At 64.4% G+C, this 14,417-nt stretch carries 10 protein-coding genes; all 10 read right to left on the reverse strand.

All coding sequences use genetic code 11. From position 1 onward, the window contains the following. Positions 1 to 12: 12 nt before the first annotated feature. The 10 genes from PMO31116_RS15145 to PMO31116_RS15190 all read right to left on the reverse strand — a co-directional run bounded on the left by PMO31116_RS15145 (position 13) and on the right by PMO31116_RS15190 (position 14,236). Positions 13 to 843 (reverse strand): p-hydroxycinnamoyl CoA hydratase/lyase, encoded by an 831-nt coding sequence (locus PMO31116_RS15145; protein WP_150567437.1) that lies wholly within the window; start codon positions 841 to 843, stop codon positions 13 to 15. Positions 844 to 982: 139 nt separating this feature from the next. Next, positions 983 to 2,092 (reverse strand): porin, encoded by a 1,110-nt coding sequence (locus PMO31116_RS15150; protein WP_150567476.1) that lies wholly within the window; start codon positions 2,090 to 2,092, stop codon positions 983 to 985. Positions 2,093 to 2,329: 237 nt separating this feature from the next. Beyond that, positions 2,330 to 3,586: a 3-(3-hydroxy-phenyl)propionate transporter MhpT gene (mhpT, locus tag PMO31116_RS15155; RefSeq protein ID WP_150567438.1), complete on the reverse strand. Its 1,257-nt coding sequence runs from the start codon at positions 3,584 to 3,586 to the stop codon at positions 2,330 to 2,332. A 301-nt stretch (positions 3,587 to 3,887) separates the two neighbouring features. Next, positions 3,888 to 4,415, reverse strand: a complete 528-nt coding sequence (locus tag PMO31116_RS15160) for a MarR family winged helix-turn-helix transcriptional regulator (RefSeq protein ID WP_150567439.1) — start codon at positions 4,413 to 4,415, stop codon at positions 3,888 to 3,890. Positions 4,416 to 4,492: 77 nt separating this feature from the next. Beyond that, a complete protein-coding gene (locus PMO31116_RS15165; RefSeq protein ID WP_025249712.1) occupies positions 4,493 to 4,858 on the reverse strand; it encodes a response regulator in 366 nt (121 codons plus the stop codon). A gap of 46 nt (positions 4,859 to 4,904) precedes the next feature. Continuing rightward, positions 4,905 to 5,549: a chemotaxis protein CheX gene (locus tag PMO31116_RS15170; protein WP_025249713.1), complete on the reverse strand. Its 645-nt coding sequence runs from the start codon at positions 5,547 to 5,549 to the stop codon at positions 4,905 to 4,907. A gap of 40 nt (positions 5,550 to 5,589) precedes the next feature. After that, positions 5,590 to 6,144, reverse strand: coding sequence for a hypothetical protein (locus PMO31116_RS15175; RefSeq protein WP_150567440.1), 555 nt, complete (start codon positions 6,142 to 6,144; stop codon positions 5,590 to 5,592). Positions 6,145 to 6,170: 26 nt separating this feature from the next. Then, positions 6,171 to 6,899 (reverse strand): methyl-accepting chemotaxis protein, encoded by a 729-nt coding sequence (locus PMO31116_RS15180; protein ID WP_150567477.1) that lies wholly within the window; start codon positions 6,897 to 6,899, stop codon positions 6,171 to 6,173. Between the two features lie 97 nt (positions 6,900 to 6,996). Next, positions 6,997 to 9,441, reverse strand: coding sequence for an MCP four helix bundle domain-containing protein (locus PMO31116_RS15185; protein WP_246185308.1), 2,445 nt, complete (start codon positions 9,439 to 9,441; stop codon positions 6,997 to 6,999). A 406-nt stretch (positions 9,442 to 9,847) separates the two neighbouring features. Next, positions 9,848 to 14,236, reverse strand: coding sequence for an Ig-like domain-containing protein (locus tag PMO31116_RS15190; protein ID WP_150567441.1), 4,389 nt, complete (start codon positions 14,234 to 14,236; stop codon positions 9,848 to 9,850). Positions 14,237 to 14,417 lie beyond the last annotated feature (181 nt).

The following is a 14,417-nucleotide window of genomic DNA, read 5'->3' on the forward strand; positions in this document are numbered from 1 at the left end:
GTCTGTCGCGCCTCAGCGCTTGTAAGCCTGCAGGCCCGGCTTGATCGACTTGTCGTCGAGGAACTGCTTGAGTCCCTGCTCGCGGCCGTGCTCCGGGTCGCGCAGTTGCGCCTGATCAAGCTTGGCGTACAGGTAGTCTTCGCTCTGCTCCCATGTGAGTTCGCGCGCACGCTTGAAGCCATGCTTCGCCGCGCGCAACACCACCGGATTCTTCTCGAGCAGCTTGGCGGCCAGCGCCAGGGTGGCCTCGCGCAATTGGGCGAGCGGCACGCTCTGGTTGACGAGGCCCATTTCCGCGGCCTGCACGCCGGTAAACGTGTCGCCGGTCATGATGTAGTGCAGCGCCCGGCGATGGCCGACAGTATCCGCCATCGCCTTGCTCACCAGGTTGCCCGGCGGAATGCCCCAGTTGATCTCGGACAGACCGAACACGGCTTCGTCGGCGGCAATCGCCAGATCGCACGCCACCAGCGGCGAGAAACCGCCGCCGAAGCACCACCCGTTGACCATGGCGATCGTGGGCTTCGAATACATGCGAAGACGGCGCCACTGCCAGTCCGATGCGTCGCGACGCACACGCTCCTGCACGATTTCCGGACCGCCGTCGATCTCGCGGAAGTACTCCTTCAAATCCATGCCCGCCGTCCAGGCGGCACCCGCGCCGGTGAGCACGACGACTTTCACATCGGCGTCGAGTTCGATGGCGTCGAGCACCTGGTTCATCTCGGTGTTGAGCGTCGGGCTCATGGCGTTGCGCTTGTCCGGACGGTTGAAGATCACCCAGCCAATACCGCCCTCGACTTTCACGTCGACCGTTTTCCAGCGTCCTTCGTATGCATTCATTTTGCGAAATTCCCAAGTGTGCGGGGCAACCTGCGCCGCGCGCCGGGAGTGGCGCGCGGTGTTGCCGACACACACATTTAATATCAGGTAACCTTACATTGCAAGCACTGTGTTTTCAGTGGAAACCCTTAGCGCACTTTCAGAACGTGTGACGCATGCCGAGCATTACCCCGGCCTGCCCTTCACCCGCGGGCGGGGTGGTACCGCCTCCGCCGCCGCTGACCGAGTAGGCCGCGCGCGCGCTGTTGAACAGATAGGCGGCCTGCGCATAGACGGCGGTGCGCACCGACAGCGAATACGTGGCGCGCAGCGTGGTCATCGTGCCGCGCGTGTCGTGATCGCTGTTGATGATGCGATAGACCTGGCCGTCCACGAGCCAGGCCGGGGTGATGTTGTATGCCGCGCCCAGGTAGAACAGGTTCGAATGCGTGTTGACCGCAGACGTCGAGACACGGCGGCCCAGCCAGCCGCCGCCAACCTTGAAGGCGCCGTACTTGTAGTACGCGCCAAGGGTCGTGCGCGTGTCCTTGTCGCCGCTGCTGGCAAAGGCGACGGTCGGCTGTCCGTCGAAGAAGTTGGCCGCCGCGTTGGTGCCGCCGCGTTGCTCCTCGTACGACGCGGCCACGCCGAAGTTGCTGGCGTCGTACTTGAGCATTACCGACCAGTCGCGGCACTGCACGGACTGCCCCGGCACCTGTCCGGCGCACGTGCCCTGGCCGGGCGAGTTGCCCGTACCGCCCGAATCACGTCCGAAGGAATACCCCGCGCCGAAGCTCAGCCCCTGCCATGCCACCTGGTACGTGACCGAGTTGTCGGTCCGCGCGTTGGGAATGTACGCGTCGAACGACCCCATGCCGTAGATGTCCGGACCGAGCACGTCGGAGCCCAGCAGCGCGTAGAAGGTCATCGAGTACTGCCGCCCGAAAGCGAGCGTGCCGTACGGGCCCTTCAGGCCCACGAAGGCCTGACGCCCGAACAACCGGCCGCCCTGCCCCTGATCGCCGCCGCGCAGGTTGAAACCGCTCTCCAGCTGGAAGATCGCGGCAAGCCCGCCGCCAAGATCCTCGGTGCCGCGCAGGCCCCAACGCGAGGGCAACTCGCCCGTGACGCCGGGCATGCGAAAGACGGCGCCATTGGCGCTTGCGTGAGAGACGTATTCGATGCCGGTGTCGACGATGCCGTACAGCGTGACGTTCGATTGCGCGTTGGCGATGCCGGGCGCGGCGAGTACGGTGGCGGCGCCCAACATTGCGAGCGCGTGGGTGCGGAAGGGAATTGCCATGCGAGTCTCCAGATTATTGATGTCGTTATCGTTTAAACGGGGCAAAGCGGCGAATCAGGTGAGGCAAGTCAGGCGATGGAAAGCGTGTTGAGCCGAAAGCCCGCGGCGCATACGGATGCGCCCGCGAGATACACAAGAAAAAACGCGACGGGGCAGCCGAAACGCCGTCCGTCGCGTGCAAGCGAGGCCAACCGGTAAAACGGTTCAGTCAGCCGCGCGGGGACGACGGATCAGCGTGAGTGCGGCCAGCGCGGCCACGATCGTCACCGGGATGCTCGCGCCGATCACGACGGCCGCGCTGCTTCCCACGGCGAGCAGCATGCCGGCGGCCAGCGGGCCCACGACCGAACCGATGCGGCCGATGGCCACCGCGGCGCCCACGCCGGTGCCGCGCATTGCGGTCGGGTAGTAGGCCGCCGCGAGCGCATAGAGCACGGACTGCCCGCCGATGATGAACATGCCCGCGAAAAATGCAGCCGTGGCCAACACACCGAAGCCATGCGCGGCCGCCAGTCCGACGAGCGACGCAATCATGCCCAGATACATGCCACCGATGACGAGCGACATGCGCGCCCGATCCATCAGGTAGCCCAGCGCGAGCACGCCCACGGCGCTGCCGACGTTGAAGAGAATCTGCACCCAGCCGATCTCGCCGCGCGCCAGACCGCGCGACCCCATGAGCGACGGCAGCCAGTTGAGCAGGAAGTACAGCACGATCAGCGTGCAGAAGTAGGACAGCCAGAGTTGCACCGTCGACAGGCCACGCCCTTCGGAGAACAGCACCGACATCATCGGCGCGGGGGTGACGCGCTCGCCCCGCGCCGTCGCCGCCTTGAAGGCACGCGACTCGGGCAGGCACCAGGCCAGCAGGGGCAACAGCAGCAGCGGGCCGACGCCGCCGACGTAGAAAATGTGACGCCAGTCGGCATCGCTCACGGCGAGCATGCCGATCGTGGCCGCGATGCCGCCGCCAAGCGGAATGCCGCAGTACATGATGCTCACCGCGGTGCCGCGCTTACGCGGCGCGACGGCTTCCGAGGACAGCGCGATCAGGTTCGGCATGGCCCCGCCAAGGCCAATGCCCGTGAGCACGCGCACGATCACCAGCATCCAGAAATCCGACACGAACGCCGTCGCGATCGACAGCAAGCCGAACAATGCCGCCGAGAGCATCAACACCCGTTTGCGGCCGATGCTGTCGGCCAGACGGCCGCCCACCATGGCGCCCGGCAGCAGCCCGAACGTGCCGGCCGAAAACGCGATGCCCATTTGCGCAACGCTCAGGCCGAACTCCTTCGACATGCCGCGCGCCGCCACGCCGACCGACTGCAGGTCGAGGCCTTCGAGCAACGCCACCGCGAAGCACAACGCCAGCGTCATGACGACCGGGCTGGTGCCGCTCGCCGTGCCGTCCGCGCCGATGGGCAACGCTCGCGCGCCGCCATCCCGATTCGATTCCATGGTGTCTCCTGTGATCTTCTTGATGGTCTTCGGTCACCGCCCGAGAAGGCGGCGCCTGATACGAAGCCCATCCACGCCGCAAGCAAAGCCCCCAGGTATGCACTGGCACAGATCATTTAATCAGGTAACCTGATATTAACGACGCGAGTGCGGTGCACACGACGATGCCGTACACCCGGTTCGTCGCTTTCGTCTTGCCGTGTCGATGGAATTCGGTCGCACGCGCATGCGGCGACGGACTCCATTTAATATCAAGCTACCTGACAATACAAGCAATCGGCAGGTCGGGACAAACCCGGAGTCAGTCGCGCAGGTTGCGAACGAACAGTTCGAGGTGGCGCTGCACGGCGGCGGCGTCTTCGCGGCTCACATCGGCGCGCATGCGGGCGTCGATGTCGCGGGCCACCGCCTCGCACTGGGCGAGCACGCGGCGGCCTTCGTCGGTCAGTTGCAGAAGCACGATACGCCCGTGGTTGGGATCGGGCTCACGCGTGATCCACTGGCGCGCCGCCATCACGCTCACGACCTCGTTGGCCGATTGCGGTGTGATGAACGAGCGCTGGGCGAGTTGTGCGTTCGAGAGTTTGCCTCGGGCGTCGAGCACCGACAGCGCGGTAAATTGCGCCAGTGTGAGGCCCAGCGGCGCGAGCGCCTCGGACATGTGGCGGCGCAGCAGGCGGTCGAGACTGGCGATGACGTACGTCAGGCGCAGCTTGGAGCGGCGAGGCCGCGCTTCCGCGGTTCCCGTCGCCGCATCGACAGGCTCGTTGCCGGATACCGGGGCGACGGGGTCGTGGGCGGGCTTCTTTTTCTGAGGGACGACGCTCATGATGGGTGGGCGAGAATACGCGAAAGGTCGCGCAGTGCGGAAAAGCCCACAGTGTAACGCCGTCGCCGCCCGGTCGGTCAGCCGGCCAGCTTGCGGAACGTCTCGAGCACCGCGTCGCCCTTGAACGGCTTGACGATCCAGCCCTTCACGCCGGCGGCCTTGCCGCGCTCCTTCATCGCCGGGCTGCTCTCGGTGGTGAGCATCACGACATTGACGGCGTGATTCGCCAGTTCGCCGCGAATCTTCTCGACCATCGTCAGGCCGTCCATGTTGGGCATGTTCACGTCGCTGATGATCAGTTTCACGCCCGGGCTCCCCTTGAGCTTCGCGAGGCCGTCCTTGCCGTCGACGGCCGTGTCCACGTCCAGTCCGTTCTTGCGCAGGAAACCGGCGACTTCGTCGCGCACGGTGCTCGAATCGTCGACCACGAGAATCTTCGACATGATGATGTCCTTTGTGTGTGAGAGATGAAGTTTCCGAGCCGGGATCTCAGAACAGTTCCAGCGCCCCGGTCTCGACGGGTGCGGCCGTCGCTGGCGTCGCTTCGCGGAACGCTTCGGGCGACCAGTTCAGGCTGAAGACGAAATGCTGATGCAGCGTGACGATTCGCGCATCGACCGGGTCGGCGATGCGATAGACGAAACACAGCTGGGGGTTGTCGGTACCGAACGAGATGTACTTCTGTTTGTGATTGATGAGTAGCGGCACCTGCACCTGCGCGCGGTCGGCGGCCGACGCCTCGCCCAGATAGCGATTCTTGAACGCGCCCCAGATGAGGTTGGTCATCTCGCCGAGCATGCCGTTGAGCTCGCGAAAGCCGGCCTGGCCTTCGCAGCGGCCCGTATGCTCGAGCAGTTGCATGAACGGCACCTGCTCGGCCTGCATCATCATGTAGCCGCGGCACCAGGCGCTCTCGAGCGGAATCAGGCTGAAGACCTCGCCGAAGATGATGCGATCGCGCACCACGCTGGGCGACTCGCACGTGAGCGCGATGTCGTCGCCGAACAGGCCGCGAAACACGCCTTCGGTGATATCGATCATGCCGCGCACGAGCGCTTCAGGGTATTCGTGTTCGACGTTGTCGTCGAGAATCAGGAACTGGCTCACCGACTCTCGGGGGGTACTTCGGTTCATGGTCGTAATTTCCCAGCGCTTGACGGAGCGCGTTGCCGCTTCAAAACAATTCGAGTTCGCCGCTGCTGTCCTGCGCCTCGCTCACGTCCGCGTGGAAGTCCAGCGGCGCGTGCGCGCAGACGCACAGCGTGGCCGCGAGCCGCACGTCGCCATCGAGCGTGATCGCCCACGAGGCCAGATGATTCGGCCTGAGCTGCATGAGGTGCGGCACGCAGTTCCCGCTCAGTACGTAGGGTGTGGACATGCCCAGATCGGGAAAGTGTTCGAGCAACGCCTGGTTGATCGCACCGCAGCACAGGTTGCCGATCTCGAGAAAGACTTCGCGGAATGGCTTGTCCTGCTCGTTCCGGGCGAAGTAGGCGAGCGTGGCGTCGTCCTCGTCGAAATGCAGCACAAGCAGCATGCGAAAGCCGATGGACGAGATCGTGAGCACGACCACATTGGCGTGCCGCGCCGCCAGATCGGCGCCGTGCACCGACGTGTCGGATGTAAAGGGCACGATCTCGCACACGGCGTCGGGCGATCGGGCGAGCCGGGTGTGCACGGCCCTGTGCAGAATGCGTTCGAAACTGTCGCGTGCGTGAGCGCTGATCACAACGGAACCTGCCTGCTTGGGATTGACTAGTGAAGACGGGCGTGCAACTGCTGCGCCAGCGCCTCGACGCTCGACAGCGACGCCGCGATCATCTTGCCGCCGGCCTGAATGTCCTGAAACGTCGCCGTGGTCGTCACGTCGTTACGGTGCAGACTGTCGCGGTAGCTCTTGGACAGCTCCTCGGAGCGCGTGGCCAGTGCGCGCACTTCGCTCGCGACGATGCCGAAGCCGCGTCCCGCCGCGCCCGCGCGCGCCGCCTCGATGGACGCGTTGAGCGACACGATGAGCACGTGCCGCACGATCGACGCGAGTTCGTGGTTCTTCGCGTGCATATCCTGGTTCTGCGTCATGAGCGAGATCATCTGCTCGTGCCAGCGCTCGAAGGTGGCGGCCAGCCCGCGCAGGCGGGCCGCCTCGCCGGCAATACGTTCGGCTTCGCCCTGCCACATCGCCTTGGCTTCGAGCACGGCGGCCTCGGACTTGCGCGCTGCCTGCAAATCCAGTTCGGCCTGTGCGAGCGACGACTGGTGCGCCGCCATCGCATCGTCGTACGCCTGGATCCTTTCGTCCCGGTCGACGACCGCCACGCGTTCACGCTCGAGCGCCTGCGCCAGCGCTTCGTCGTGCGTTTTCGCCAGCGCGCGCCAGTGTGCGGTCGCCTGCGCCATGCGCCAACGGTGAACAACCAGAGCCACCATGCCCGCGCCCGCGATTCCCGCGAGGGCTCCCGTCAACACCCATTGCACTGCTTGCATACTCACTTCGTCTCCGAAATCTGCCTTGCGGCCCGTCGGCGATGGACCGGCGAGGTCCGCGCCACAGTGCCCGTCGATGCGTTCCGTGGCGCCGGCGTCAGACCTTGCCGGGTTGCGGCAGATCGCCTCGCGATGCCGCCTCTGCGGACGAACGCACCGGCATTGCGGGCGCGTCCGGCGTCGGCAGGTCGACGGCATCGGCCGCGACACTGTTCAGGTCAAAGCCGTCGACGACCAGGTTGTCGGGCAGACATACCACCGTCTGGAACTGGCGGAACTCCGCCCCCTTGCGATCGTCGGTAAAGCGCAGTTCGATGCGCCCGTGCTCGCGACGCACGAAGTCCTGCACGGCGTCCATGCCCACGCCGCGGCCGGACACTTCGGTGACTTGCGCGGCCGTCGAGAATCCCGGCCGGAAAATGAACTGCGCGATCTGCTCGTCGCTGACGTATGTCTCGGATGTGATCCAGCCCCGTTGCACCGCGATGGCGCGAATGCGGTGCAGCGCCAGCCCGCGACCGTCGTCGGCGAGCGTGACCTGAAGCATGTTGTGGTCGAGGCCCACTTCGACGTCGATGGTGCCCGCCGCCGGCTTGCCTTTTGCGCGCCGCTCCTCGGCGCTCTCCAGCCCGTGGTCCATCGAATTGCGCAGCAAGTGCATGAATACGTCGCGCAGGATGCGCACGGCGGGCGCGCGCAGACGATAGCCGTTGTCGTCGATACGCACGACGGGGGCCGGCTTGCCCAGCTCGGCGGCAAGCGACGGCAGCGAATCGAGCACCCCGCCCAGCGCCTCGCCCACGCCCTCGGTGCCGAGCAGACGCAGCGTCTGGTGCACCGCGTCGCGCATGGCGACCAGCTGGTGCAGATCGTTCGGATCGGCCGCCTCCAGCATGCGCAGGCTGGCGCGGATATGCGCGCGGTCGACCACCATCGACTGCTCGTCGGCGGCACGGCCCGGGCCTTTGCGGCCGAGGCTCATCTCGTTGATCTGCGCGTAGGTGTCGACCGCCTCGCGCACGCGTTCGAGTTCGCGCATCAGGCCGTCCTGGTCCCACAGGCGCGCGACGTCGGGCTGGCGCAGCTCGTGATAGCGCTGTTCGGTCTCGTGCACGACGTTAGTCAGGTACTGGAGGTTGTACGTGCGCGCGTTGCCCTTGATGGTGTGCATGTTGCGGAACAGTTCCGCGATGGCCGCGCTGTCGGGCTGGGAATGCTTGCGGATGATGCGTTCGTTCTCACGGATGAAGCCGGTCGAACTCTCGATGAAGTGATGGAACTTCTCCTGGCTCACGGCGAGAATCTCGCCGATCATCTCCAGACGCTGCTTCTGTTCGTTGGCTTCGGCCGCGAGCTCGCGCAGCTCGGTCACGTCGCGCACGCACAGCATCAGGCGCAGGATCAGGTCGTTTTCGTCGGTAATCGCCGACCATGTGAGATCGAGCTGCTTCACACGGCCGTCGGGCATGCGCTTGCCGATCTCGCCAACGAGCAGGTGTTCGTTGAACGCGAAGTTCATGGCGTCCTGCCCGATGCAGGCGTCGACAGCCGCTTCGACCTGCGAGAGCGCGTCCGCGCCCAGATCGCTGTCGCCGAAGACCAGATCCATCACGCCGCGACCCGCGATGTCCTGCGTCTCGAAGATCGCTTCGAGATAGGCGGAGTACTCACCATGAACCCTCGCGCCGTCGACGACCGTCAGAATGCCCTGCTGCATGTTCTGCAACATGGCCTGAATGTCAGCCGTCTTCTGCTTGAGCTGCGCGGAGCGTTCCTGAATCTTCTCGATCATGCCATTGAAGGCGACGATCGAATGACCGATTTCGTCCATGCGGCCGACAGGCACGCGACGAGTGAAGTCCTGGCTGTTGGCGATCTCGCTCATCATGGCCTGCATGCGCGAGAGCGGACGCGTGATCTGCCGGTACAGCAACGCGCCGATGGCGGTGAGCAGCAGGATGGCCAGCCCGGTCACGATGCCGATCGCGGTGGTGGTCGTCGAGAGCGTGTCGTTGAGCGTGGCGATGGCGGCGTCTTTCTGACGGTTCTTCTCGACCCGCAGCGTATTGACCACGCCTTCGAGTTCGTCGCGGTACTGCGCCACCATCGCGAACAGGAACGCCTGCGCCATCTCGGTCTTGCCCGCCTGCTTGAGCTTCGCGGTGTCGTTGATGGCGTTGAAGTAGTTCTCCACGCTCTCGCGCGCCTGCGTGACGAGTCCCTTCTGGGCGTCGCTCGCGGCCCCGTCGGCCTGGCGGGCGAGCGAGCGGTCGATCTCGTCGCGCAGCGCCTTGAGCTTGTCGAGCGCCTGTTCGACAACGGTCTCGTCCGGTGCGTAGACCAGCGTCATGGTCGCGATCTGTACCGCCTTGACCTGCGAGACGAGATCCGCGGAAGCGAGCGCGCTGGGCACCACGCCTTCCGTCACCTGCCGCACCTTCTGCGCACTGGCGCGGGTCTGGTACACCGCGTAGCCGCCGATGATCGAGAGCGCGACGAATGTCAGGATCACCAATAGCGTAATTCGATGACGGATGGTCATTGCGGCATTTCCCCGGGTCGCACCGGCGCCCGCTGCCCCGCGTTATCTGACGCAGTCGCCCGGCCGCCGAATTAGTTTGTCGATGCTTCGTGCGCCGTGATTATTGCGGGCGAACTGTGACGGTTCGATGAATCAACGGAATCTTCATGTGTGCTCATGACGGTAATGCCGTGTAGGAATCCGAGATGAGTTAGCTCGTATGGACCAACGCAGAATTGAAGCCCCGCTCCTCATTCCCCCCCGGGGAGACCGAGGTGAATGTATACGGACTTTTTGGGATGTCACAAAAAATGCCACGGCGCAAAGGCCGTGGCAAATTTTCTAACGTGTTTCAGGACATCGCAAAGGTTCGACTATCACGAAACGTCGGTCGATCCCTCACCTCCCTCCCGCACCACGGCGCCTGTCAGCCGTTCTTCGGGATAAGGCAGATTGCCTTACAGAAACTGCCATTTGGGGTGCCTTTATGGGTGCAGAAAAGGTTGACCCCATACTGTGAGATTGCGTAGCACCAGCCTGCACCGCAACTTCCCTGCTCACACGTGTACGTGAAATAGCCTCCGTTAGCCGGCCAGATATTGGTGTATTCCACCCTCAGCGATTCGATCTCGGTCATACCGATCCCTCGTCCCCCAGGTAGACTGGATCGCCAGGCGATAGCCTGCGCAGGGGAAATGCCGACCTGATGGTTGTCGATAGTGGTATAGACGTTGCTCACTTCCACCGTATAAGTCGCTGTCGCTCCCTTGCTATCGCGAACCGTGATTGTCGCGGTTCCGTTGCCTTCGCCTACGACCCTCCCGGATGAATTGACGGTGGCCACCGCCGGCTTGTTCGAGGAATAGGTATAAGGCGGCACGCCTCCAGATGCCGCACGCGTTTGCGAGTTTCCGGGCGGATACGCACCCGTTCGATTCCAGAAGCTTTTGACCGAGAATCCGTTGAGTACCATTTTGTTGGGATCGACGGTAATCGGCGGTACCACCTGCATCGTCACGCGAAGCAGCGGGAAGATGACGGCTTGCAGTTCATCGTCATCGCCGTCGAAGGCCACCTTGAACTCGACGCGCAGCTCGGAGTCGTTCCTGAGCGCCGCCAGCCGCGCCCGCGGAAGCGGTTGCGAGATGCCCGACGTCGCCTCACCCGCCGTCACGACGTGGCGAATCAGCAGGACGATGACGTCCGGCGTGCCGTTGGCGAGCGTGGCATGACAGCGCAACCAGACCTTCTGCCCTGCCGCGATCAGCGGCCACGGCGCGACCTTGATCTCGGCGTCCCCCGTAAAGCTGTCGAGCTTCAGCACACCGTTCTGTGCCTGGGGAATCACCGGTGTGGGCAACTCGCCTTCGCCGAAATCGTTGACCGTGAGTTCGAGAATGCCAGACGCGTCGTAGTTGCCGGCGCGCGTGACGATATAACTGATCTTCACCGAACGTCCGACATACGGAATCAGCATCGCCCCTGGCACGGGAATGTCCACGCTGCCGGTGGTACTACCCGGCACCTCGTCGAATGCGTCGGCGCCGTCCAGCACCAGCTTGATGCGGTCGGTGGCCCGCATGTCCTCATAGCTGACGCGCACCGTCACGCCTTTCTCGGCTTCAATCGGATCGATTTCGTCATCCGGCGCCTCGAGCACGACAGGCGCAGGCAGTGTCAGGCTGTGCGCGAGCTTCAACGTACGCTCGCGGAAGGTCACGGCGTCGGCCTCGCTGGCACTTCCGTCGAACGTGACTTTCACCTGAATGCGCAGGTCCGAGCCATCGAGCAACTTCTCCAGATCCGAGCGCCTGAGCACGCGCTCGAGTGGCTTGCCCGCCTCTTCGTCAGTCACCTCGTGTCCGAGCTCGAGCGATATCGTCATCGAATTCCCAGTAGAGAGCGTGCCGAAGACGCGCCACCATACGCGCTGGCCTGCGGCCATCAGCGGCCATGCCGGCACGCGCGCCGTTGCATCTCCCGTGAAGTCCATCAGGTTGAGCACACCGCCCTTTTGCTGGACGACGGTCGGCAGCGGCAGATTTCCGGGCAGGAAGTTATTGATCGTAAGCTCCAGCGCGGGCGAAACGGTCTCGAAGCCGAGCCGGTCTACCGTGTACGACACCAGAATGGTTTCGCCCAGATTCAGTGCGATCTTGCCGGGCGGCACCACCACGTCGACGGATCCGCTTGCGTTTCCGGATACCGCCGCGAACGAGACGTCTCCATCCCAGTTCAACTGGATGATGTCATCGGCCTGCATGCCGTCGTACGCGATTCGCACCGTGGCCCCCTGACGAACGTCCACGGGCTTGAGCACGTCATCGATCGCCTCGACCACGACAGGGGCCGTGAGCGTCGGCAGCTCGACACCCACGCGCAGATGCAGCACCTCGGAGGGCATCACGCGATTGCCTCGCTTGATGGTGTAACGCACCGGCACTTCCCGGCCGAGCCAGGTGTCGACCTGCTCCTTGCGCATGAAGAACTCGTAGTCCATCGGACCGAGGATGTCGAGCGTGTCGTGATACATCTCGGCGCCTTCGCCCCAGTACAGATCGATCGTGTCGCCCACCCGCATGCTCGTGTGCCAGCGAACGATGGTATTGGCCCCTCGCGCATAGGCGTCTTCCGGCAGATAATCGCCATCGGCCTCGCGCACTTCCGGTGCGGGCCACACCACGGCCTTGCTCACCTCCACCATCAGATCTTCCGAACGCTTTTCAACGCCGGCAACCTCCACCGTGTAGTTCACCGTGACGGTCAGGCCATCGAGCATTTCCACCGACTCGTGCGGCACGTACAGGTACAGCGGCTGGCCGACCAGACCGTCGGAGATCTGCACTCGCCGCGTGGCTTCACCGATGGTGCCTTTTGCGAACCAGATCGTCACGATGTCGTTGCGCGCCATGCCCTCGTACGCATCGACCCTTACCGTGGCATCGTCGAGCGCATCGTTCGGATCGAGTACGCCGTCGACCTCTTCCTCCACGTGTGGCGGCGGCAAAAGGGCGGATACTGGCAGCACGACGAACGACTTGGGCAGCGAGGTGTCCTCCGTGCCATCCACGCGGGTCACACGGTAGAGCACGTTGACCGTATCGCCGCCATTCGCATTGGCCTCGATGACGCCTCGCGGGACGGTGGCCACAATGTCGCCGACCGTCTCGACGGTTGCCTCGCCCGTGGCCTGACCGCCGTCGGACAGGCCGAGCCAGAACCAGTTCACGACGTCGCCGGGCGCCATGTCCGGCCATTTCGGGATCGTGAGCTTCGCGCCGTCCGGCACCAGCGCCGGGTCCAGCTCGCCGCCCACCTCGCCCTCCACGATCGGCGGCTCGAGACTTGCGACGCCCAGCACCTCGAGCGTCAGCGTCTCCGACGTGCGCTGACTGTTGCCCGACTCCACCGTGTAGTGCACTTCGACCCGCCCGCCGGCAATCGGACCGATCCTGCTGTAGGGCACGACGAACCGCACCCGTTCGGTGATGTTTTCCTGTGTGATTTCGTAGATGTCCGCATGCGAGATCGGATCGCCGCCCGAGGTAAAGCCATTCCAACGAAGCCTGACCAGATCGCCGACGCCGTAGCCCTGCCATGGCTCGACTTCGACCGTGGCGCCGTTGGGCACCGCGGCGGGATCGAGCTCCCCGTCGGCCGTGGCTTCAAGCACCTTGGGCGCGGGCAACCCCACCGCAGCGCCCGTGATCGCGAACGGCGCCCGATAGGAGCGCCCCTTGTATACGCCCGCGGTGCTGACGCGATAGAACACCGATCCCTGGCCCGGCACCACCTGCCCCAGGGTCTCATTCGGCAGATCGAACATCATCACGGTGCCGCTCAACGTCAACGTCTGGGTGTGCTCGACTTCGAGTCCCTCGTACGACCGCCCCTGAAAGACCAGCGAGACCCCGTCGCCCGCCGCCATGTCATTGTTCTTCATCACGACAACCGTCACGTCGTCGCCGTTCAGGCCGTCGTAATCGAGTTCGTTGTCGTCGTTCAATCCGGCCACGGCCGGAGCGTCGTAGATCGCATCGCCCACCTCGACGTCGATGAACGCCGAAGGCGCGCGTCCCGACCAATTCTGAACCTTGTCGACCAGTTCGTACGTCACGGCCACGCCTTCGCCGGCGCCCGCCTCGATGATGATGGCTTCGGGCACCATCACCACCACGGGCTGGCCGACTTCCGCTTCCGTGATCGGGCGATGCACGACGCCTTGGGCACTCCCCCAGAATATCGTGACGACATCGCCGGCCGCCATGTTCTCCCACATGGGAATTTCCACCGGAAGTCCCTCCGGCGGCACGGTTTCGATCGGTCCCGGCGGAAGGATCGCCTCCGCCAGGCCCTCGTTGATCGGCCAGGTCGACTGATCCGGGTCATTGCCGCCGGGTACGTCGGTCTTGACGAGCACCTGCACGTGAGGCGACTCGATCGGCACCGGATCGCCGAACGACGAGATGCGCTCATACCAGACATCGATCAACCCATCGCCCACGCGAGCGATGTCCGTCACGGGGGCCATGAGGGTGAAAACCGAGTCGTTCGGGTTGTCGATCTGGATCGTGTCGATCGGCACGCCGGGGAGCCCCCAGTAGAGCAGGAGCATGTCGCCACGCAGGAAGCCCGTCGCCCATGGCACGAGGACTTCGAGCTTGTCGTTGATATTGCTCTCCAGGTCGTCCTTGCGAATTCCCCCCTTTCTTGCCGCCGGCACCGTCGGTGCGAAGAGCCGAGCCGATTTGTCTGTCGCCTCATCGCCTTCGAGCACGATGCCACCACCCTCTGCGAACCTGTCGCGAATATTCATGACGGACCTCCTCATCTGCCGCAGGAGCGATCGCCCTCACGCCACCACGGCCAGAGCGTGCCAATGCGCAGCAGAGCTTCCATCTCGCCACGCTCCGGATTGCCCGCCAACTGTCAACGTTGACAGGCGCCTCGTGCGGCAACGCGCGCCGCTCACCTGACAACCTTGACAGTTTCTCGTC

Origin of the sequence: Pandoraea morbifera, from assembly GCF_902459575.1 — a bacterium.
In the GTDB taxonomy this organism is placed as follows: domain Bacteria; phylum Pseudomonadota; class Gammaproteobacteria; order Burkholderiales; family Burkholderiaceae; genus Pandoraea; species Pandoraea morbifera.